General features: G+C 44.7%; 29 protein-coding genes and 1 tRNA gene. 5 read left to right on the plus strand and 25 right to left on the minus strand.

Annotated features, from left to right (window positions below; all coding sequences use genetic code 11):
- Positions 1-190: 190 nt before the first annotated feature.
- The 12 genes from NYE45_RS20130 to NYE45_RS20185 all read right to left on the minus strand — a co-directional run bounded on the left by NYE45_RS20130 (position 191) and on the right by NYE45_RS20185 (position 9650).
- Positions 191-508, minus strand: a complete 318-nt coding sequence (locus NYE45_RS20130) for a DUF1292 domain-containing protein (protein WP_036614722.1) — start codon at positions 506-508, stop codon at positions 191-193.
- A gap of 98 nt (positions 509-606) precedes the next feature.
- Entirely contained in the window at positions 607-1161 is a 555-nt protein-coding gene (locus NYE45_RS20135) for a hypothetical protein (protein WP_062835395.1), read from the minus strand.
- Between the two features lie 506 nt (positions 1162-1667).
- Complete coding sequence (locus tag NYE45_RS20140; RefSeq protein ID WP_340013744.1) at positions 1668-2408, minus strand: SDR family oxidoreductase; 741 nt, start codon at positions 2406-2408, stop codon at positions 1668-1670.
- A complete protein-coding gene (locus NYE45_RS20145; RefSeq protein ID WP_340013745.1) occupies positions 2401-3027 on the minus strand; it encodes a TetR family transcriptional regulator in 627 nt (208 codons plus the stop codon). Before NYE45_RS20145 ends, NYE45_RS20140 begins: the two co-directional genes overlap by 8 nt.
- A 233-nt stretch (positions 3028-3260) precedes the next feature.
- Positions 3261-3440, minus strand: a complete 180-nt coding sequence (locus tag NYE45_RS20150; protein ID WP_340013746.1) for a hypothetical protein — start codon at positions 3438-3440, stop codon at positions 3261-3263.
- A gap of 110 nt (positions 3441-3550) precedes the next feature.
- Positions 3551-4126: a YdhK family protein gene (locus NYE45_RS20155; protein WP_340013747.1), complete on the minus strand. Its 576-nt coding sequence runs from the start codon at positions 4124-4126 to the stop codon at positions 3551-3553.
- Positions 4127-4296: 170 nt separating this feature from the next.
- Positions 4297-4716 carry an organic hydroperoxide resistance protein gene (locus NYE45_RS20160; RefSeq protein WP_340013748.1) on the minus strand — a complete coding sequence of 140 codons (420 nt, stop codon included), beginning with the start codon at positions 4714-4716 and terminating at the stop codon, positions 4297-4299.
- A gap of 256 nt (positions 4717-4972) precedes the next feature.
- Entirely contained in the window at positions 4973-5659 is a 687-nt protein-coding gene (locus NYE45_RS20165) for a hypothetical protein (protein ID WP_340013749.1), read from the minus strand.
- 2 nt (positions 5660-5661) lie between these two features.
- Positions 5662-6660 carry a hypothetical protein gene (locus NYE45_RS20170; RefSeq protein ID WP_340013750.1) on the minus strand — a complete coding sequence of 333 codons (999 nt, stop codon included), beginning with the start codon at positions 6658-6660 and terminating at the stop codon, positions 5662-5664.
- Positions 6647-6919 carry a hypothetical protein gene (locus tag NYE45_RS20175; protein WP_340013751.1) on the minus strand — a complete coding sequence of 91 codons (273 nt, stop codon included), beginning with the start codon at positions 6917-6919 and terminating at the stop codon, positions 6647-6649. Before NYE45_RS20175 ends, NYE45_RS20170 begins: the two co-directional genes overlap by 14 nt.
- Before the next feature lie 202 nt (positions 6920-7121).
- On the minus strand, positions 7122-9335 hold the full coding sequence (locus NYE45_RS20180) for a M1 family metallopeptidase (RefSeq protein ID WP_340013752.1): 2214 nt from the start codon (positions 9333-9335) through the stop codon (positions 7122-7124).
- Between the two features lie 243 nt (positions 9336-9578).
- Positions 9579-9650 (minus strand) — tRNA-Val (locus tag NYE45_RS20185).
- Between the two features lie 205 nt (positions 9651-9855).
- Between NYE45_RS20185 and NYE45_RS20190 the strand changes: the two genes are divergently transcribed.
- The 3 genes from NYE45_RS20190 (at position 9856) to NYE45_RS20200 (ending at position 11145) form a co-directional block, all read left to right on the plus strand.
- Positions 9856-10113, plus strand: a complete 258-nt coding sequence (locus NYE45_RS20190; RefSeq protein WP_340013753.1) for a hypothetical protein — start codon at positions 9856-9858, stop codon at positions 10111-10113.
- Positions 10114-10351: 238 nt separating this feature from the next.
- Positions 10352-10795 (plus strand): GNAT family N-acetyltransferase, encoded by a 444-nt coding sequence (locus NYE45_RS20195; RefSeq protein ID WP_340017408.1) that lies wholly within the window; start codon positions 10352-10354, stop codon positions 10793-10795.
- A 113-nt stretch (positions 10796-10908) separates the two neighbouring features.
- Complete coding sequence (locus NYE45_RS20200) at positions 10909-11145, plus strand: DUF3892 domain-containing protein (protein ID WP_017687389.1); 237 nt, start codon at positions 10909-10911, stop codon at positions 11143-11145.
- 75 nt (positions 11146-11220) lie between these two features.
- On the opposite strand, the gene NYE45_RS20205 is transcribed toward NYE45_RS20200, so the two are convergent.
- From NYE45_RS20205 to NYE45_RS20220, 4 genes are all read right to left on the minus strand, one after another.
- Positions 11221-11502: a hypothetical protein gene (locus tag NYE45_RS20205; protein ID WP_017687388.1), complete on the minus strand. Its 282-nt coding sequence runs from the start codon at positions 11500-11502 to the stop codon at positions 11221-11223.
- The gene (locus NYE45_RS20210) at positions 11486-11707 is read right to left on the minus strand and encodes a hypothetical protein (RefSeq protein WP_017687387.1); all 222 of its coding nucleotides are present in this window, start codon (positions 11705-11707) and stop codon (positions 11486-11488) included. The genes NYE45_RS20205 and NYE45_RS20210 overlap by 17 nt, the downstream gene beginning before the upstream one ends.
- 197 nt (positions 11708-11904) lie before the next feature.
- The gene (locus tag NYE45_RS20215; RefSeq protein WP_062835401.1) at positions 11905-12225 is read right to left on the minus strand and encodes a DUF3889 domain-containing protein; all 321 of its coding nucleotides are present in this window, start codon (positions 12223-12225) and stop codon (positions 11905-11907) included.
- Between the two features lie 56 nt (positions 12226-12281).
- Positions 12282-12587, minus strand: coding sequence for a hypothetical protein (locus tag NYE45_RS20220; protein ID WP_340013754.1), 306 nt, complete (start codon positions 12585-12587; stop codon positions 12282-12284).
- 256 nt (positions 12588-12843) lie between these two features.
- Here NYE45_RS20220 and NYE45_RS20225 point away from each other — a divergent pair, with 256 nt between their 5' ends.
- Complete coding sequence (locus tag NYE45_RS20225; protein WP_340013755.1) at positions 12844-13746, plus strand: manganese catalase family protein; 903 nt, start codon at positions 12844-12846, stop codon at positions 13744-13746.
- 132 nt (positions 13747-13878) lie between these two features.
- Here NYE45_RS20225 and NYE45_RS20230 read toward each other — a convergent pair whose 3' ends face one another.
- The 8 genes from NYE45_RS20230 to NYE45_RS20265 all read right to left on the minus strand — a co-directional run bounded on the left by NYE45_RS20230 (position 13879) and on the right by NYE45_RS20265 (position 21008).
- Positions 13879-14313, minus strand: coding sequence for an Imm8 family immunity protein (locus NYE45_RS20230; protein WP_340013756.1), 435 nt, complete (start codon positions 14311-14313; stop codon positions 13879-13881).
- Between the two features lie 99 nt (positions 14314-14412).
- Complete coding sequence (locus NYE45_RS20235; protein ID WP_340013757.1) at positions 14413-14841, minus strand: DUF5071 domain-containing protein; 429 nt, start codon at positions 14839-14841, stop codon at positions 14413-14415.
- A 49-nt stretch (positions 14842-14890) separates the two neighbouring features.
- Positions 14891-15460 carry a DUF3221 domain-containing protein gene (locus NYE45_RS20240; RefSeq protein WP_340013758.1) on the minus strand — a complete coding sequence of 190 codons (570 nt, stop codon included), beginning with the start codon at positions 15458-15460 and terminating at the stop codon, positions 14891-14893.
- Between the two features lie 125 nt (positions 15461-15585).
- On the minus strand, positions 15586-15915 hold the full coding sequence (locus tag NYE45_RS20245; protein WP_340013759.1) for a hypothetical protein: 330 nt from the start codon (positions 15913-15915) through the stop codon (positions 15586-15588).
- Positions 15916-16146: 231 nt separating this feature from the next.
- Positions 16147-17862 carry an ABC transporter ATP-binding protein gene (locus NYE45_RS20250; RefSeq protein WP_315937085.1) on the minus strand — a complete coding sequence of 572 codons (1716 nt, stop codon included), beginning with the start codon at positions 17860-17862 and terminating at the stop codon, positions 16147-16149.
- A 44-nt stretch (positions 17863-17906) separates the two neighbouring features.
- Positions 17907-18938, minus strand: a complete 1032-nt coding sequence (locus tag NYE45_RS20255; RefSeq protein WP_062835409.1) for an iron ABC transporter permease — start codon at positions 18936-18938, stop codon at positions 17907-17909.
- A gap of 2 nt (positions 18939-18940) precedes the next feature.
- Positions 18941-19996 carry an iron ABC transporter permease gene (locus NYE45_RS20260; protein ID WP_062835410.1) on the minus strand — a complete coding sequence of 352 codons (1056 nt, stop codon included), beginning with the start codon at positions 19994-19996 and terminating at the stop codon, positions 18941-18943.
- Between the two features lie 274 nt (positions 19997-20270).
- Positions 20271-21008 carry a glycerophosphodiester phosphodiesterase gene (locus NYE45_RS20265; RefSeq protein ID WP_340013760.1) on the minus strand — a complete coding sequence of 246 codons (738 nt, stop codon included), beginning with the start codon at positions 21006-21008 and terminating at the stop codon, positions 20271-20273.
- A gap of 235 nt (positions 21009-21243) precedes the next feature.
- Between NYE45_RS20265 and NYE45_RS20270 the strand changes: the two genes are divergently transcribed.
- Positions 21244-21510, plus strand: a complete 267-nt coding sequence (locus tag NYE45_RS20270) for a hypothetical protein (protein WP_340013761.1) — start codon at positions 21244-21246, stop codon at positions 21508-21510.
- A 222-nt stretch (positions 21511-21732) separates the two neighbouring features.
- Here the strand turns inward: NYE45_RS20270 and NYE45_RS20275 are convergent, their stop codons facing one another.
- A complete protein-coding gene (locus NYE45_RS20275; RefSeq protein WP_017687371.1) occupies positions 21733-21861 on the minus strand; it encodes a hypothetical protein in 129 nt (42 codons plus the stop codon).

Consider the following 21861-nt stretch of genomic DNA (forward strand, 5'->3'; position numbering starts at 1 on the left):
TGTAAATGGGATGAACTTAAAGGACCAAGCCTTAAGCTTGGTCCTTTTTTATTTTATGGACAAGCGAGTTTGCATTTTCCCGTCTATTTCGTCGTCAAAATTGGTCATGAAAATGCTCGTCTACCTCTTGAAAACAAACAAAAGGCCCCCTGAAATCAAGGAGCCTTCATGTTATGTTCCAAAAGAATGACTATTCTTGTGATGCAACGAGTTCGTTGTAAGCCGCTTCAACGCGGTTCCACTCTTCTTCGTCTTCAATATTGTAGAGCACCATTTCCTCGTCTTCTTCTTCCATACGCAGGATGATGCCGTCAGCTTCAGGATTGTTACGTTCCAGCAGGAGCGCATAAACATGCTTCTCCACGTCAAACGTCTCCACCAAAACCATCTCCACGTCTTGGCCGTTCTCGTCTGTTAATGTGAGAAGGACTTCTTCATGCTCGTGGTCGTGGTCGTGGTCTTGCCCGCATCCGCAGCCATCGCCGTGTTCATGTGTGTGATCGCTCATTGAAATACCTCGCTTTATAAATAGAAATTGTGTAACCTTGCATATCGTAACATGTTCAATGACCTAGGTCAATTTAAAAGGGCAGCGTTACTTTCGCTTCAATCGTTCAGCGCTGTAATGATTTTCTCCGCTACCAGGACGTAGCTGCTATTTGCATTTTCTTTAATATGAAAGCCTACCTGGTACTTGCCAGCACGACTGAAATCGTACGTAAAATCATATGTGCGGAACCAGAAGTTATCCTTCTGGGTCGTAAGCTCCTGGGACTGGATATCTTTCACCTGACCGCTCGGGTTAGTGATCGTTACTTTCACGGCAGCTACATCTGCTGTTAAACTGTCCACTTGTGAAAATACATTGAATTTCAACTTACCTACGTTAACGTTGCCAAATACAGTGTCTCCCTTGAAGAGAAAAATATGTACATTCGGTTTGATCACCGTTACTCTCTTGTTGCTGCTATCCCATTTGACGACGCCTCCGGTTTCCCTTACAGGTACATAGGTCGTTCCATCAATGAGATAACCTCCATCAGCTGCTTCCTTGCCGTTAATGAGAACTCGAATCTTCTCGTTCACCGAATCTGCAAACAATAAAGACCCGCCGAGCAAGGAGAATACCGTGACACAAAGCAATATTCGTTTCCATTTCATCCCGTCAATATTCCCTCCCCTGCTGCTAGCTGTTGTACATTTATACTGCAGATTCATCCACAAAGTTGCGCTGTTTTTCATCATTTTTCATTTTTTATCCAGAATTTTTTCCACCCCTTGGAATGCTCAAAAAGAGGCGATCCTCATTAAAGGATGCCTCTGTCCTATTATTGTTATATATACGGGATTATATGAAGAGTTACGAAGAAGTATGGCGGGTCAAAATACAGGGAACACCCTTGCCTAGTGCCCCTTCAATTCTCATACGTGCAGCGTAATCCATTCCTCGTGTACATGGTGTCTTGCATCTCTCGCATACATCCGAAGTGACCAACTTCATGGATACACGAATTTTGTCACTCTTTAACGCGGGAGCTTTCTTTCCTTTTGCCTTTGCCATCCCGGATTCCCCATTTCCCCAAGTGCTTACTGATGTAATGCATCATATGGGGATTCGCCCGGTTGTGTGTCAAATGGAATGATCGAACTTCCTGATTTCAGTTATGTTAAATAAAGCCACCATTCACTCGGATCGTCTGACCCGTAACCCATTGAGACTCCGGGCCTACCAGAAATGAAATGACACTCGCGATGTCTTCCGGCTCACCCAGACGACCGAATGCATTCATTTTACGGATTCCTTCCAACTGTTGTTCCGTCTTGCCAACCGAGAACAACTCCGTGTTGACCGGACCTGGTGCGACTGCATTAATCGTAATCTGTTTGGAACCAAACTCCTTGGCGAGTTGACGGGTGATCTGCTCTACCGCCCCCTTGGTCCCTGCATACACACTGTATCCAGGAAACATCTGTCCTGTTACCGAGGTAGAAAAGTTCACGATACGTCCTGCATCTTCCATATGTTTAAGCGCTTGTTGACAAGCAAAGAACGTACCTTTGACATTAATGGCAAACTGCTGATCAAACTCTTCCTCTGTCACTTCCGCTAGAGGAGTTGTCTTCATGATGCCTGCATTATTGATTAAAATATCCACTTTGCCAAGCTCGCTGATCGTTTCGGAAAACAGACGTTCCACATCTTCCTTCCGCGCCAAATCCGCTTGCACGGTAATGGCACGAACTCCTTTTTGCCGAACAATCTCTGCTACCTCTTCTGCTTTGTCCGGACGACTTGCATAATTAATCACCACATCGGCTCCGAGCTCCGCGAGTTGCTCCGCAATGGCACGCCCAATTCCTCGCGACGATCCTGTGACCACAGCAACCTTACCAGTTAATTTATTCATTCGGTCTCCCGCCTTCTTCACTCATATTAGATAAACCGTGTTCGACTAATAACCATACTTGTGCAAATTCGTCATCTATCGTATCCCTGCGCCATTCATAGGCATGTGCCGGATGATGGAAACGAGCCGTTGCATGAAGAATAGCCATTGCTGTTACCTTAGGATCACTGAACTTAAACTGGTGATTCTGTCGAATAATTTCGCTCAAATGGTGTATAAGATGTTCCACATGTTTGCGGATCAGATCAGCTGATTCCTGCGTAACCCGCGCATACATCTCAAATAATTCGGGATCTGACTCAGCATAATGACGTTTAAGATGTATTAATGTTTCTATATATACTTTCAGATGATATATACCTTGCCTTGCGTTGTTCTCATCCTGAGTTACCGAAGTTAAAGGTGTGATTATTTCATCTTTAAGCCATTGTTCAGTGACACCTTCAAGCAATTCCTTCTTGCTGGCATAATGTCTGTATATCGTTCCATGACTGACTCCGAGCAATTTGGCGACATCGGTGACGGATGTTTTGGCAGTACCAAAACGTCTTATCGTTTCCTGCGTAGCTGCAATAATCTGCTCTTTGGTGAGAAATTCAGAAGTTTTGTCTTTTACCATATTAACGAGATGGTTAACACCATCCACTTGCCACCTCCATTGAGATTAGATTAACACACCCGATAACAAATGACAATTATTGATTTTTGTCATTTGTTATTATTTATCATTTAGCGTTCAATTAAGCTACAACAAAAAAGAGCCCATTAAAACTTGGCTCTTTTGCTTCCTTATGATGTATATCAACATACTTTGCGATTTACAATAGTTTAGTATAGTCACAATTGATGCACTTAGAAAACGTATTTAAATAATAAGAAGATGACAAGAAGGATGCCTCCGAGAATGAGCCAGTTACTGATTTCGTACCAAATGCCCTTCCCTCCGGACAGGTATTTCTGTTCATTCTCTTGATAACGCTGACGGTGTGTATCGGTCTCAGAGCCATGGGGTGGTTTGCTAAAATCCATCATAAGTACATGCCCCTTTCAGCAACTTTATATAATTCTAATACCATTATAACCCATAATGGAGTAAGAATTTGATTTTTCTGCATAAAAAGGGCTGTTTCATACAAATGGTTCTATTGGATAGCCGTCAATTCTTCTTCCGTGACCCATTTGTGATTCTTTATCGGATCTCCTTCTGTTGTGGGTGTATAATCAACCATATATACCGTAGTTTGTTCAGCAGAATCAACTGTGGCCTTGGCACCTTTCATTCCCTGCATGTGATCAGCGTTCAGCAGCAGCTCAGAACCTGCCGCATATGGTTGATCCGTAGGGTCCTGTATTTCCTCATGGATGACCCACTTATGATTGTGGACGGGATCACCACCTGTGGTTGGCGTATACGTAACTGCATATACCGTAGTCTCATATGCTCCAACGATCTTTGCATTCGCACCCTTCATACCCGACATGTGGTCGGCACTCATCAGCGCCTGGCTTCCTAATGAGAAGGTGGGATTGTTTTTTTCCTTCAGTCCTTCCGGTAGCTCTCCCGATTCAGAATGGTGCATCTCACCTGCGGCAACGGTATGACTCTCATCGTTACTTTCACTAGTCTCACTAGTCTGGCGAGCCTCCTTGCCACATCCACTTAAGATCAAACTACTCGTGATCACTATAGTGCACATGGTCAGTACGTACTTTCTCATGTTATGCTCTCCTTTAATTCCAGTTATACCCTTCATTATACCCCCTATAGGTATATTACAATCATTATGATTGCTATTTTCGGGCAAGTCGAATCTGCAGCGGAGCAAAACAATACAAAAAACCTCCGATTTCTCGGAGGTTACGGATTATCCATGAACGGATTCTGTAATTACAGCAGTTCTACATTAACATTAACGTTGCCTTTGATTCCTTTGGAATATGGGCAGTATTCATGAGCAAGTTTCACAAATTTTTGTGCTGTCTCCTCATCCAGTCCTTCGATTTTCACCTCAAGTTCAACGTCCAGCTTCACGCCATTATCTGTAGGATCAGTAACCAGCGCTACCGTTGCAGATACCGTACTTCTCTCGATAGTGACATTGTGTTTCTTCAATTGGAACTCCAACGCGGAGTTAAAACAAGCACTATATCCTGCTGCAAACAGTTGCTCCGGATTCGTAGCTGTTGTTACTTTACCTCCAAGCTCAGGGGGTGCAGCAACATCCAACATAAACACGTTATCTGGGGATTGTACGATTCCTTGACGTCCACCTGTATTGATTACTGTAGTTTCATATAATGTTTTCATGTGTAAGACTCCTCTTCAACATTTATTTGTATTGGTTAAACATGATTTCTCGTTTTTGTTTTGCTAACAATTTGATTGTACACAATTTAATTGCGTTTGTAAACAATTTTAGAAAATAAAAAAAGAAGCCGCTTACATAGCGACTTCTAAGCGCAGCTTTTATCGTCAACACAGATCATACACGTTTATTCTTCCGAACAGTTTCTATTGAAGACATGGCTATTGACGATTTATTATCCTCGTTGTTCCAATCCGATCAGTTACTCCAGATATCCACTTTCATCTGTGCACATTTGAAATACTTGGCCTCTGCGGGGCTTGTGGTCAGTTTCAACAGACATTGCAGGTTTCCATGTTGGAATATCCCACTACTGAGATCAGCAGCAACACCGCCATACTGGTCATCCGCACCAAGCCATACGGACGGTCTCTCGAACCCAGCTGAGAACTGTAATCCGGTGCAGAGCAGCACAGTGAGATTTTTACGGTTCTGTGCCTCATCACCTGCTACGCCATGTGTGGTGAAGAACACCATGTTTTGCTTGAAATCGGTATACGTTCCATCTGCTTTATAGGCACGAACCATACCATACTTCTGATTGACGTTCTGAAAAAACGTGATTCCGGCCTTGCTATCCTTCGATTTAATGCCAAGCTGAACAGAAATTCCAATGTTCCCGTTCAATTGTAATGCTTCCAAAGTGACTGCAATGGCTGTTACTTTCGAGCTGTCAATCAGATGCTTCATTTTCAACTCTGCCGAGGCTCCTGCCGTTGCCGGTGTTGTGACTGTAATGGTCCCTCTATCGGGCAAAGGCTCAAACGTAGGTGTACCCACCACCTCAAGCCAATCCGGTAACGTTCCGTGAAGAAAATCGGCCACAAGCTGTTTGTGAACCTTTCCAAATGGTACGATCTGACCTACTGCATCACGTATAACCATCTCTACACCCCCACCGAATAGGCTACACCGATATTATGATCGGTATTGTAATACACGTACACTACTCCGTCCATAACGGACACCATCATGGATTGCATGTTCGTCGTTTCCCAATTCAATGCCGGAAAATGTATATCTGAAGGTTTGTCCAGCAGTTGACGAAAATCTGCACTGATCTTGGCAATAGCAGGCCGAGCTACGGTCGTAACTCCACCGGAAGCATAAGCTGATAACATGCCGAGCCACCACATGCTCCCTTTGTACATAAATACACCAGCATTGGGTCTCGAAATGTTTTCACCCGCGTTTAAAGTGGCATCATTACCACCCATTAATGGTCTAGGATCAGCTAGCCAGCTGCGCCCATCATGAGAATGCCAGATACATTTACGGCCGAAGTCACCGCCGCCCATCACCGAGAAACCGATCCATTTGCCGCCATTTCTAAAGCACGAGAAGTATCCGGTATGACCATCACCTGGGAAACCTGGAGGTTTGTCCAGAATCAAACCCACTCTTGTCCAGTTGATCATGTCTACAGAGGTCGCAAGTGCCGTCGATTGATTGATCCCCAGTCCGTTTTGTTGATAGTACATGAAGAACAATTGTTCTTCATCGTTCCAGATCACGAATGGCGTTTCCGTCGAATTCCCAACCACGGTATCCAAATATACCTGTCCGTGTTTCGTCCATGGTCCTGTCGGGCTGTTCGAGTAGGCTAGTCCAATTCCTCCGATGTTATTATGATTGGTAGAATACGTGGCATAATAATCTGCTTTGGTATCAGGGATAAGTCCCTTTACCTTGATCGCCCGAAACCAATAGATCGATTGTAGCCCCGCCATTGCAGCGGTATATATAGGATTGTCCATTTTTTTATCAAATTGAGGTGTGTACATCCGTCTGGATTCCGCATCGCAATAATCGTATGGCGCAATGGCCCTGTTCGCCTTCATCGCTGCGTCAAGTGCTGCCTGAGCAATATTTTCAGCCATGGACATGGAAATTCGCCTCCTTCGTACGTAGGGTAATACAGTGTACCAGTGGCATATATAAAATATCCGAAGTATATTTTAATAGGATTGAAAAATTAACAACATTACCCTCATTCGCAGCTGGCTCCTGAGTAATACAAATGATAGGACAAATTCTAGCATTATATGAATACGCTTTCATTTTGTTCATTCCTTTATTTCCTTTACAGTTGTAATCAGCAACTGTCCCTTTCATTAGTACGTCCGGATAATGTTGATCCTTCATATTAATCCCTCCTATTGTTTTCTCCCGATAAGTATATTCATGAGGTTGCCTTTCTGTTAAAGCATTATGCCCATCTTGCAGCCTATTATTCTAAGTCTGGTTTTCATATAAATAACGGTTTGTTTATGTTAAACATGACTAAACAGGCTAACCAATACAATTGGCTAACCTGTTTGAAAAGAAAAACTGCAAAACCAATTACTTATTCCTCCGCAAAAAGTGGAGATATGGGATTCGCAACTTTTTTACTGGATTTCTCCTTGCCTTGGTTATCCAATACATAGTACTGGTAAAAGTCGTTAGTGAATCCGATAGACTCCTGTATTTTTAGCTTAAAAGCTTCAAATACCGCATCACTCAGATGATCCTCATTCCAGAAATAATGAAGCATCAATCGATTCTGGTTATAGGGATGTTGGATAACATATGCACCCGTGGCGAGAGGTTGATTCATGGTATTCTTCCACGGAAAACCCGTCTGTTTCGTCCGATCAATAATATTAAATTTTAAAGCCTGCACCAATCCGTTTGACTTGGCATTGCCAATGACAATAAGGTTGCTGTTGCCGATCTCTTTTTTCATCTTTTGCTTCAGTTCCTTGCGATCCCGTATAATGTCGTATCTCATACCGGTCATATCAAGAAATCCGGTCAACTGATTAACCATATCTTCCTGCTGCTTAGTTGCAAGTTTACTCACCTGATCGCTGAGTACAATGGTTAATTCCTCACCTTGAAGGACTTTGTCCATCAATCGATTCATCACTTCATAAGGCAGATTAGGAATCATACCCATGACAGTCTGATATTGCACTTGTAAGATGTCATGTACATAGGCGGCGGTCTCTTCCTGTGATAATTGGTATTCCGGCTTTAAGACAAAGTTAGGCTGATAAAGGGCCGTCTGCATTTCTGAACGTACTTCTTTACCAAGCACATCTTCAATGGTTTGAAGCAGCCCCTCTACCGTTGCATTTTGGTACACGTAGCGTTTGAAATATGTCCTCATCAACTCATCAAATTTCTCTTCACCGTCGGAACGGTAAAGCTGATAGATCGCTTGTCTTCCCTTCTGATAATACACCAAACCTGCCAAATCCCCAGCTTCATTGTTTGTCGACGCAATCTCCATATCTACGGGCGCCGTATCAAACTGTATGGATCTGAATCCATTTAGCTTGTCTCCCTGTTTCTCGGCAAAGTACACCATTGAGAAATCAGCAAAGCCTTCATCCAGAAAGGATTCTGTCTCCGAATTATTACCGATCAATGCATGGAACCACTGATGCGCTATTTCATGAACAAATGTTGTATCTTCTTCTGGAACCGCACCATTTTGAATCTGTCCCATCTGAATGAGCCTCGCATACTCCACGGCAACGCCTTGTACATACGTCTCGACAATTCGGAACTCTGGATAGGGATACTTGCCATATTTATCACTATAAAAATCAATGACCTTGAATGCCTGATTAATGTACCGCTCAACCAGCTTTTTCTTGGATGGATCATCGTTGAAATAATAGTATTCCACCGTCAAACCGTTACGGGTAGCGCGTTCCACTTGAAGATTAGGACTTGCAAAGAAAACAAACTCCCTCGTATTCTCGGCTACAGCAGACACAATCTTACGTCCATATTCTGTACTGTCTTGAGTGGTGATCGTGCCCGGCATGGTTACCTGATACTCATCAGGAACATTGAATTGAACTTCAAAGTCCGATGAGGTGTAATAATCGCTCTCAAATGTTCGACTATACGGTGCCTTGTTCCACTGACGCTTAACCTCGTCGTATACAGACATCACCGGGAACCAGTGCGCACCATTGATAATATCCTTGTAATAGGAAACTCGCTGTGAACCATAGGGTATATTCAACTGAAACTCCAGTTGGAATGATACCGATTCGCCTGGTTGAACGGGCTCTTTCAACTGCACGGTCAAGGCTTGGCTTTCATTCTGAAAATCCAGCGATTGGCTATCTGCTGTTACAGCCTGAATATCGATGCCACCAAGGAAATCTTCCGGTTTCTTATCCGGATTATTAATGCTAATCACTTCATTATCTTGTTCAAACATGGTCGCCTGTGTAGACTTGGACAGGTTCGCATCAGCATATGTATGAAGGACCAGCTGCTGGAGGGTATCCTTGCTTGTGTTGTGATACGTCACCTTCTCGCTCCCCTGGATCGTCATGTCCTTCTCATTCAGCCGAGCCTGGATCTGGTATTGAATCGGGGTCTGCTCTAGTGAGTCTTTCTGTGTGTTATGCATCTTCGTCGATACAGGCGATGGAACTGCTTCCGCGGCAACAACCCCCATGTTGGCAATTGGGTTTGTTGCCAGTATTAAGGCAAGTGTACCCGCGATCCCTACTCTGGCTAACTTTGATGTAAATGGATTTGGATAATTCATAAGTTCTCTCCTCTTTGTCGTGTCTGTTGACCTCAGAACCAAGTATAGAAGACGAACCTTACGCTGAATTTATGTTTTATTTAAGTTTTGTTTAAAAAAAGGAGAGAAACTATACTATTAATTAAATTTATTATCAACAAAAACCACCTACATATTGTTGGAGGTGGCCATAATGTTATATATAAAAAAACAACCCCTCTTGAGATATAATTCTCAAGAGAAGTTGCCTTTTAATCTTTCATATAGGACGAGTGGGGATCGAACCCACGACCCTTACCCTGTCAAGATAATGCTCTCCCGCTGAGCTATCGCCCTGTAATAATTAAGATGTATCCATCACGGTCATACTACTATACTTAGCTGAGCTAACAGATCATGATATATAATTGTTTCCCAATCAAGTAACAGTATCATATCAAGTAACCGTGTTCATTGTCAATAATTTATTTGGTTATAATTCACCCGAAATGGTGCACAATAAAGGAAAGATTACCATTTCTACAACGAGGTGAATTTTCCTATGAGAAACTTAACAAAACGGTCAAAATCCAATAAATATACATTTACCAAATGCTTCTTTCTCTTCGCTGGGCTTGTGATTCTCATTACAACCGTTACTGGTTGCAGCTTGGAGCGGGATGAACACACGGTACAATTCCAACAATTACAGCAGCCCAATGAAAATGGTGATTCTCTGCCTGTCTGGTTAGATGTGTACTCCAAATCTGTGATTCAAGATGTATATTCTCCGCGAGGGAGCAGTGAAGTCTTACCGTGAAGGTTAACAGGTGAATTACTCATCTTCATCCCACTTGCGTGAGTAAGCTTTCTTGGTCACGTAATACAACAGAGCAATCATTCCCGCCGACATTAGCAATGTAATTACCATGATGCCTGCCATGCCCATCACTAGTTCCTCCTCTCCCAATATGTTCCAGACTTAACTATACAGGAAAAGCATTTTTTTGTATAATTCAGTCTGATATGTCGCGCAAGAGCAGAAAGAAGGAATGGAATTGGCAGCTGAGATTAGTTATGTAACGACGGAAGAACAACTGGAGCAAGCCTTGGCGATTCGCCATCACGTTTTTGTGATCGAGCAACAGGTGCCTGCCGAGATTGAGATTGATCAATATGATGTCATCAGTCCTGATGTACATCATGTATTGTTAAGTACGGATGGCCAAGCTGTAGCCACAGGACGTCTAATCTATTACAGCAAGGATACGGCCAAAATGCAGCGGATCGCGGTGCTTGAGTCTCATCGTTCATTTGGTTATGGACGAGTGCTTCTGTTGGCCATGGAGGAGCGGGCTCGTGAACTCGGCTTATCCTATTCTATACTGGATGCTCAGTGTCAGGCTCAAAAATTCTATGAAAAACTGGGCTATGAAGTGATTTCGGAAGAACCTTTTTATGATGCAGATATTCTGCATGTTCGTATGAGAAAAAGCCTGTAAACCCTCGGAGCTAGCAGGTCTTTATCCGCATAGGGTGCATACTTTCGATGAATTCGGATAGGCTAATCAGGTAAGCAGATTCCTATCTCGTCATATAAGGAGAGTGTGACATCATGGATCAAACGACACGCGAGAGTTTCACAGCAGTACAGAAAAATGGTGACGGTGACCTGACAGCCTTTCAGACATCAGCGGGACGAGTACTGGATTACCAACAGGCACTTGCAGAAGTAAAAGCTGGGGCTATTGCCGGCGTGAATGTATTTAAAGGCAAGGATGGAGAAATGTACATTCGCGGCGATGCCGACGGCGACCCAACCAATAACCTGGACCAACTTCCCCATTTCTAAAATAGATGCACACGTCGTACGTGTGACACAGCAAGCGCCGATCCGGTTATCCGGGTTGGCGTTTGCTTATTAAGACTAGTAGTCCGTAAAATATTTTACGGAATCCCCGGAAGGCTGGCTTTTGCGAATCGGCTGTTGCACCTGCTCCCATGCCTGCAAAATCTGTATACCTTCCAGAGTAGACCGGTTCTCCCACGCGATGTGCCCGGTGCGTTCAAGCTCCAGCAACGACTCATGAATGAATGCTTTGCTTCGTCCCGTCTTGTTCTCCAATTCATCCATACGTGGTAAACGACGCCGTTGTCCTGCATAGTTCACCATAATTCGCAAAATCTTGCGTTCAAAGTCGTTCAGCATACTTTACCTCCCCGTTCAGATCCGTAACAGGACGCCATGCTAGAATACCTTGCTCCAAAAAAGTTCGGGGTGAGCCTTCTTTTCCTGCAGATGCCCTAATCATCCCGCCACGTACACTGTTAATTCGAATCTGTCGCTGCGTAATCTGCCCTGCACGATCCATGTAGACAAGCTCCACCATCTGGCCAATATATTTCCCTAGCATAATCATCCCTCCGATAAGAACGTTTGTTTGTATTTCTTATTATATGCGAACATAAGTTCTTTATTCAATAGTAAAAAAAGGATTTTTGTAAAATAAAAAAAACCAGACTTCACCTTAAAGATTAAGGCAGTCTGGTTCAATCCATAGTGTAGCTAATATGAAAACCTTGTATTATAATCACTACGTTCTATAGCGGATCAGTGTCGATCCGATTCCGAAAATTGCACTTTTTTCAATTGCTGTGTTGACGGGTTAAAATCAACATTCACATAGACTGCGAATTGCTTGCCGTCTTTTGCACGAACCCATAGCTTGAACTGTTCCCGTGATTGATCCGCTGTTAGAGAGGTACGACCGATATGCTTGTAGTCCAAAATATCCACATTGTATTTGGTTTGTGTTTCTTTTACTGCGATAATTCCCCACTTCGCATAATCAGGGATAGCAGCGCCTGTTCCTGATGTGATTCCGGCTAAACTCAGGACTACCGTCATGACGGTAACGATGAGCATTCTCATTTCACTCACTCCTTGGGACAATATGTTTCTGTTATATTGCCCGTCCGGGTTTTATTTTACACGAATAAACGAAAGATCCAGGCCAGTGGCCGTAAAGAAAAGGGAAACACATGGACAAGCCGGTCAAACGCATCAGGCTCAGTACGAAAGCTAATTCCCCAGTCACCCGAGAAAAAGGGTTGTTGTGTCTGTGGCTCCTGAGGACGTTCCAACCCGTATTTCTTTTCGAGCAATTGCCTCGTTTCTTCATCCACCTGAACCTCATTTGTAACTAGATATGCTGTGACAGGCTCGCTGCTTATGTACATCAGAATCATTAGAAACATCCAAATCCACACCATTTTTATCCAACGTTTGTTCATCTCTTACTCCTTTTAAAAATCATGGTTTTCTTGTAACTGGAGACTCGTTTGAGTGTTTGATTATACATAAATTTCACCGTATTGGAAATAACAACAGGGAGAAGAGTTGAGGCATGTGTTATGCAATGCTTAAGTCCCATTTGGTTTATTTTTTGTTTAAAAAACCCAATAGACGTGTAATAGGCCATGACAGAGTGACTTCACGAACTGAGACCCTACACGATCTGCAATACCACTTTGAGGAGGTTACACCCCAATGTTCAAACGCTTGGATGAAATCCTGATTGAGATTCCCAATGTCGAGAAGCCAGATCCGAATGCAGCAGCAGCCATACAAGAATTGCTCGGTGGCAAATTCGGAGAAATGTCAACGTTGAACAACTACCTCTATCAATCGTTTAATTTTCGCTCCAAAGAAAAGTTGAAGCCCTTCTATGACCTCGTCATGAGTATTACGGCCGAAGAATTGGGTCATGTCGAGCTCGTGTCTCATGGCATTAACAAGTGCCTCAGAGGTTCAACCGATTACAAAGAACCCGACGATACACCGCTTGGCTCCGTGAAGGATGCTCGTCTGTCGTATCATTTTCTGGCAGGTGCACAGGGAGCGATGCCTTTCGACTCCATGGGTAATCCGTGGACGGGAACCCACGTCTTCAACAGTGGTAACCTGGTCGAGGATCTGTTGCACAACTTTTTCCTCGAATGCGGAGCGCGTACCCATAAAATGAAAGTATACGAAATGACCGATCACCCCGCAGCCCGGGAAGTTGTCGGTTACCTGCTGGTACGTGGCGGCGTGCATGTGGTTGCATATGCCAAAGCACTTGAGATTGCAACTGGTGTAAATGTAACCAAGCTGGTGCCTATTCCTTCACTGAACAACAAAGCCTTCAACGAAGCTCGTAAATATGAAGAAAAAGGGGTACACACCAAGCTGTATACCTATAGTGATAAAGACTTCAACACGATCGGCCAGATCTGGAAAGGAACTCACCCCGAAGATGGACAACCCCTGGAAGTGATTCAAGGCATACCCGAAGGGTACCCGATTCCGGAATCTCCAGCCGTGGAGGAAGAATTCGCACCAGGCATCTCGCAAGAAGACTTCAAGGAAATTGCTCGCCGTCTGAAGATGGCAGGGAATATTGCGGATTGATTCAGCTAAGTAACAAAATAAGCCCAACCTTCAAAGGTTTGGGCTTATTGCAGTTGTAACAAGGTTTAAATATTTCACTTTGCAAAAAACCGAGACAATTATCTGAAAACTTACCATTAATCTTATATTCAATTAAATATCGTTATCCGAATGTTTCTTAATCATCTCCCATAGCTCTTCTTCACTATTCAAACGTATAGAATCCGTATATTCCCATCTAAAATAAGGAGCTAGGTCTTTGGCTATTTCTTCCAAAGTCTCCCCTTGATGCTGCATCAGGATTTGCTGAATAGTTTCCCCAATCAATTCAAAATCCAACTTATTAACAATAAAATGCCTCATACCCAAGACTAGATTAGTCCCGTCTTTTAGTTCGGTTTCTAGTGCTTTCGGAGTTATGATTGTAAAATCAAAATTATACTCACCTTCACAATCTTCCGTCCCAACACAGGCTGTACCTGACAAGTAAAAATCGTCTCCAATATCTTCAGTCTTCGTGAATTGTAACTTGCCATGAAAATCCGGATTTCCAGTAATAATAAGATCTTTCAAGATCGGTTTAATCACGTTTCACACCTCTTAGGTATCTAGTCTCTTTCATTAATCGCTATTTTTCTTGTTACAGTGCTGTCATAATCCATTTTTTAGAAAGCTAATTACCAGTTTCTATGTATCCAAACTCCCTTCCCCACTGATCTCTCGTTGATGTAAATTCATCTTTTCCAAAAGCTCCACGATAACCTCATCCAACTCCTCAAGTACCTCACTCGGTGTGGGAGATTCCAGTATCCTTACCAAATCCGTCTGTAGCAAACTTAGATGAGATATAGGTAATCGATCAATTAATCCAACCAAAATGAAATATTCCCACTGTGGATCTTGGGTTTGCAATACATCCTTAATATGAGGAACTAAGTCCTCCCCCAATCTCAATAGCAGATCCTCTACCGGCTTAGAGATAGGCCAATTCCCGTCTTGCAACCACTCCATAAGCTCTGGGATGATAACTTTTAATTCCACATTACTAAATTCACTTAACTTACGCACCGCTTCAAAATCAGATTTGTCGCGGGGAAGGCACTCCCTAATATCCATTTAAACTTCCTTCCTCAATCTCAATGTGCAAAATCATACCCCACCTGTGTTACTCGACTGGCTCTACATCGTCTACTTTGATATCAATCTCATCTTGATTCTCCGTCGTTGACATCGCATCTCTCATGCGAATCGTCCACGTTCCTGCATCCTGATCAAATTGTACATCTTCAATCACAGGAACACGTACTTTTTCTCCATCTGGTGAATATAGTCCACCCCGAATCGCGTCCTCCTCACTTAAATGAGCACCATCTGGAGTATTTGGACAAGATACCGCTATTGTTTCTGCTCTGGCCTGCCCAGGATAGGGCTGATTTTCTGGTCTTCCATCCGTCCAGACTTCAACATAGGAGCCGATCTGTGGGTCAGGTGCATTGGAGAACCATTTTGCCGGATAATATCGATCGGCTCCTCCATTGGAACTGTTATCTCGGTAGGCAGGATCAACAACAAGAATGGAATCGTCTTTGCGTTCAACCACATATCCAGTGAAGCCCTTTTCACTTGATTCATTGGCTTGAGTCTGCACGGAGTTGCACTCAATCTGTTCTGAACATCCCGTAAGGCATACGATCAGGATTGAGAGCAATATGAGGACTCGACGAAGATTGGACATATGTAAATCCCCCTTTAATAACACCTCTTTCTAAATTTAACGTTCCATATCAGTTTATTGTTACAAATACAGCTGTCAGCTCACCCTTAATTTCCTGACGGGCTCAACACGATCAACCCAAATATTCACTTTTTTATATCCCTTTTATACACGTACCTTCCCCATACCACCAACGCCGTACACAACAAGATCACACAATAAGCCCATACAAAAAACATGGCAAGCCCCAAACCGATGTTGGCATCCAGGCGCTTATCAAAGATCTCTGTGTATAGTGAGAAACCGAGTGGCACGGCGCCAACAATGAAAAGTCCAATGGACCATCCACCCCAGCGTTGGAAACCGGACCCCGCACGAGTGCTGGAAAGTTTGCGAATCCCTTGAGTCAGTAGCCACCAAATCAGAATAAATAATAGACAGGTTATAAGAATTTTCAGCATATCGTTCAACTGCATATCGTGTACCTCCTATATCTTGCAAGATGATGAACATATCTTACACGTTAAGCGTTCTCTTTACTATATTACCCGTTTCCACATCCATGATCACAGGCAGACAACAATCCAGCACCCCCTACCCACACTTGATCATGAAAAAGAAAAAAACGCCACCGTCCTGACCCCTTCCAAGTCAAGAACGATGGCGTTACTTCTCGTATTTACATTGTTACATCCATATCGGATACGTTACGCACCAAACTGCGCATAGTGAAGGCGGCTGTACACCCCACCTGCTGCGAGTAATTCTTCATGACGCCCCTGCTCCGTAATGCCCTGTTCAGCTACTACAATAATGCGGTCCGCATTTTTGATCGTAGCCAATCGGTGGGCGATAACCAGTGTGGTCCGGCCCTCAGACAGCTCAGCAAGGGATTGCTGAATCGCTGCTTCCGTTTCTGTATCCAGCGCGGATGTGGCTTCATCCAGGATCAGAATTGGTGGGTTTTTCAGGAACATACGGGCAATAGACAAACGCTGTTTCTGTCCACCGGACAGCTTCACGCCGCGTTCACCAATTAACGTATCTAATCCTTCCGGCATCGATTGAATCAAAGGTTCCATCTGTGCCCGTCTGGCGGCCATCCAGATTTCTTCTTCGGACGCATCCAACTTGCCGTAGGCAATATTCTCGCGAATGGTTCCATCGAAGAGGAACACATCCTGTTGTACAATACCGATCTGGCTGCGCAAGGAATCCAACGTCATGTCCTGTATCTCCTGCCCATCGATCGTGATGCGACCTTCCAGCACATCATAGAACCGTGGCAGCAGACTGCACAGCGTTGTTTTACCTGCTCCCGATGGACCGACAAGGGCTACCGTTTCACCTGCATGTACGTTTAGATCAATCCCTTTGAGCACAGGCTCCTGATCCGAATAACCAAAGGTGACTTGCTCATAACGAATATCTCCACGCAAATGGGATACCGTAACGGCTCCTGGACGATCTTCCACATCCGGTTCCATATCGAGCAGTTCCGTATAACGTTTGAAGCCTGCAATCCCTTTCGGATACGTCTCAATAACCGAGTTGATCTTCTGGATCGGTGTCAGGAACACATTGGACAACATAATAAATGCAATGAACTGACCGTAGGTCATACTGCCGTTAATGACAAACCATGTTCCGCATACCAGGACAAAGAGGGATACCAGCTTCATCAGCATATAACTGACGGAAGAGTTCCAGGCCATGATTTTGTATGCGATCAGTTTGGTCTGACGGAAACGACCGTTGTTCACAGCGAATTGTGCTTTTTCATGCTCTTCATTAGCAAAAGCCTGAACAACACGAATACCTGTAATATTGTTCTCTACACGAGCGTTGAAGTCGGCAATATCTCCGAACATTCGGCTGAATGCCTTGGACATCTTGCTGCCAAAGTAGAGCGAGAGATAAATGATCAGCGGTACGATGATAAAGGTTAACACCGCCAGATTACCGTTAATGCTCATCATGATGCTGAATGCACCAATCAGTGTCATCACCGCGATAAATACATCCTCTGGACCATGATGGGCAATCTCGCCGATATCCATCAGATCGTTAGTCATGCGGGACACGAGGTGTCCTGTTTTTGTATTATCGAAGAAACGGAATGATAGCTTCTGCACATGATTGAACAGACTTTTACGCATATCCGTCTCAATGTTAATGCCCAGCTTGTGTCCCCAATAGGTAACCACGAAGTTCAGAAACGAATTCAATAAGTAGATGCCCAGCAATGCCAGACACGCCCATAGAATCCAGTCCCAGCGGCCGCCTGGCAGGAGATCATCGACTACCCGATTGACCGCTAGTGGAAAAGCCAGCTCCAGCAGAGCGACCAGAATCGCACAACTGAAGTCAAGAATAAAGAGCTTTTTGTAAGGCCTATAATAGGCAAAGAAACGGCGAAGCATGGACTAAAGTCCTCCTTATGCAACCACACAATGATGATTACGTTCTATTTCGTTTTGCTTAAGAGGTACAGGAAGTATGGCGCACCAATAATGGCAACCAGGATACCCGCAGGTATCTCTGAAGGCTGTAGGATGACACGGCCCAGCGTATCTGCAACCAGCACGAGCAATGAACCGATCAGTGCAGATGCGGGTAACAGAAACTGATGTTTTGGACCCACCAGACGACGTGCCAGATGCGGTCCGATCAGACCGACAAAACCGATCCCCCCACTCACAGATACACATGAGCCGGCAAGCCCTACCGCTGCCGCAAGCAAAATCAGCCGCTCACGTTCAACCGGAGCCCCGAGTCCACTCGCAGTCTGGTCACCCAGATTCAGTACATTCAGTACACGTGCCTTATACAGAACGAGCGGTACAAGAATGATAAGAAACGGCAGCAAGGCCGTTACAAATTTCCAGTTCGAACCCCAGATGCTGCCTGCCATCCAGGTAGCTACAAATTGATACTTTTCCGGACTAAGCCGCAATGTCAGCACGATCATGGCAGAACTGATTCCCGCCGCTACCCCGATCCCCGTAAGCAACATGCGAGTAGGCAGGATGCCCTCTCCTTTTTTGTAAGAGAGAATGTAGATCAGAAATGCGGCAAAACCTGAACCGATCAAGGCCAGAATTGGCAAAAGAAATACCGGTGCTGCTGTCGTTGTCGGGAAAAAGGAAACGAATAGCATGACGACCAATCCAGCACCTGCATTAATCCCGAGGATACCTGGATCTGCCAGCGCATTGCGAGATACCCCCTGCAAAATACAACCAGATAACGCAAGTCCGGCCCCGACCAGCACCGAAATCACGATACGTGGCAGACGGAATTCAAACAGGATCAATTCCTGTTTCGCCGTGCCTCCGCCAAACAAGGTACGCATCACCTCAAGCGGCGAAAGCTTGGTAAAACCTGTGTTCATGCTCACCACAAAAGCCGTAATAATTAATAGGCCAAGCACAATGAGGACAATCGTGCTCTTGGCTCTCTTTTTGCGCTCTGCTCCAACTAGTGTTGAGGATTCCATCGTTACAGAGTCCTCCTTTCTTTACGCGCCAGATACAGGAAGAACGGTACCCCAATGAGGGCAACCAATGCGCCAATTGGCGTCTCGTACGGCGGGTTGATCATACGTGCAGCCAGATCCGCAAATACAAGCAACAGACTGCCCATTACAGCGGAGCATGGAATAATCCAACGATAATCCACCCCAACTATTTTTCGCGTGAGATGGGGAATAATGAGTCCAACAAAACCAACCGCACCCACAACGGACACAGCCGTACCCGCGAGGATCAGTACAACAATCAGACCCACGAGCTTGATCAACCCCGTACGTTGGCCCAAGCCAACGGCAATATCTTCTCCAAGGCTAAGCAAAGTAATGGAACGGGAGATGAGAAGACCTGCAATCAGCGCAGCGAGTACCCATGGGAACATGACCTCCAGTTGAGACCACTTCGTTCCGGCTACACCCCCAGCTGTCCAGAAAGCCAGATCTTGTCCAATTCTGAAGTACAATGCAATCCCTTCACTGAGTGCTGACAGCATCGCTGATACAGCTGCACCTGCAAGTACAAGGCGTAGAGGTGTAAGACCCGATTTGGAAGCTGCACCAAAACCATACACCAGCAGAACACCAAGCCCTGCTCCAATGAATGAATACATAATGATGTACATAAACGGCAAGCCCGGGAAAAAGGCAAAACAGATTGCAAGCGCAAATCCAGCGCCCGCATTCAGCCCAAGCAGACCGGAATCAGCCAGCGGGTTACGGGTCATGCCTTGCATGATCGCACCAGCTACAGCAAAGCATGCACCGACCATCGCTCCGCCAAGAATACGCGGCAACCGAATCTCCCATATGATCTGATGCGGAGTCAACTCAGGATTGAAATCGAAGATGGCCTTCCAGACGACACCAAGCTTAATATCAGCTGCGCCAAAAGAAATGGATAATGCCATACCCAGAGCGAGTAGTAAAATTCCCCCTGTAAGTATAAGTGTGGCTGCCCACGGACGAGTGTGTATCTTCGCTGTGGGTGATTCCGGATTATGATTTGCTGGTGAAGCTTTTGAACTCATACGCGCCCACCCTCGTTATGAGTGGAGCTGTTCGAACCTATGTACATAACAATCACCTCTCTATAAATACCGAACTTTAATGATATTGATTCTCATTCCCATAGACCATTGTAAGTGAATCCACGGTCTCTGGCAATGGACAAATGGGACATGTTTATTGCATATATGAAGATTTGCACACAATTTTGCACGCAAAAAGGCTGTGCAAGAGCCAAAAAGCTCGAACACAACCTTGTCATTCCATATGTAGAACACATGTAAAACACAGACTTGATTAACGGGCAGGTACATTAATTAAAGATGCCAGGACATCAGGAACATCGGTAATGATTCCTTGCACACCCATGTCAATCATGGCCTTCATCTCGACAGGATCATTCACCGTAAATGGATAGGTAACAACACCCTGTGCCAGTGCTGCCGCAACATCTTCGGGCGTAACTGCCAGCTTGTAGGGATGAAGGCCGGAAGCTTCAAGTTTGACGGCATAGTCATAGGGACGATACAACTTTTCCATATATAGAAGCGCTGTACGAATCTCCGGGGCAAGACGCTTGCACCTTACCAGCGAAGCATGATTGAAACTGGACAGAACGACCTGTTGCTCCAGCTTCCAGTCTCGGATCGCTTGTATCATCTTCTCTTCCATTCCCTTGTAACTCACAATACCATTTTTCAACTCCAGATTAAGCAAGGTTCCTTTCCCCTGTACGAGCCTGAATAACTCCTCCAGAGAAGGAATACGTTCCCCGGCAAAATCGGCATGAAACCAAGACCCAGCATCATATGTGCGCAATTGATCATACGTTATATCCTTAACCCAGCCCTCTGTACCCGCAGTCCGGCTTAACGTTTCATCATGAATCAGCACCAATCGGCCATCACTCGTCATCTGCACATCGGTTTCAATGCCTGTCGCTCCAAGCTCCAGGCAACGTTCAAAAGCACTCATCGTATTCTCCGGGCATACGGCAGATGCACCGCGATGGGCAAAAATTTCAACGTTCCTCATTCCAGCGCCTCCTGCGTTCAACGTTAACTCTATGATTTTCACTATAAACGCCGTTTGTTAGACCTGTATTAACAGAGCGTTTAATTGGTTGTTCACTTAGCCAATATATGCGTTATGGTTGAATATCTAACGGGCTGGGGATTCACTCATTTTTGCGAACTCAATCTGAAAATCGACATAATATAGTATGAACGAACGATGGAAGCACTGCACTCCGTTATAAGGAGGTTGACTATTGAATCCCTCAAAGAAAAAATCGACACCTACGCGCCCTCGCACATCCCAGTTACAGTCGGCTTCCAGGCTTTCCAGATCATCTGTCCATATCAAAAACAAATCCGGCAAGACGGCTAATCAGCGTTCCTATAACTCCAGTTCACCCAACACACTGGATCAGCTGGCTATTGTTGCAGCTATACTTTCCTTAATTGCTGCCGCCATCGGGCTATATATCGCCTGGAAATCGTTAAGTAATCCGGATCAAACTGCTGTTGTGGTGTAAGCTGCTTGATACGCAGCGATTGGCTCAGGAGGCTCTCTCCTGCTTCTGACCTTATTCAGGGGCAGGTTTTTGCTTTTTTAATCCCTAATCGTGTGTTCTGAAAACGTCAAAAAACCGTTCCCCTGAAACGCCGGCATATACCGGCGTCTCTTTGGAAAGGTCATTTTTTATTCGGACGGCTGCCTCTGCAGCACGATCCCTCATCTCGGAACATGGACCGAATTACAGAATGAATGTGCGAGAGATGATAACCAACAGAATGAACAACACCAGAATTGCGCCTGTCGATGTCCATGCTCCACCACTGAAGCCTCCGCCGTATCCGTAACCTGTGCCTTTGAGTTCGCTCAT

Origin of the sequence: Paenibacillus sp. FSL K6-1318, from assembly GCF_037976905.1 — a bacterium.
GTDB classification, from domain to species: Bacteria; Bacillota; Bacilli; order Paenibacillales; family Paenibacillaceae; genus Paenibacillus; species Paenibacillus amylolyticus_A.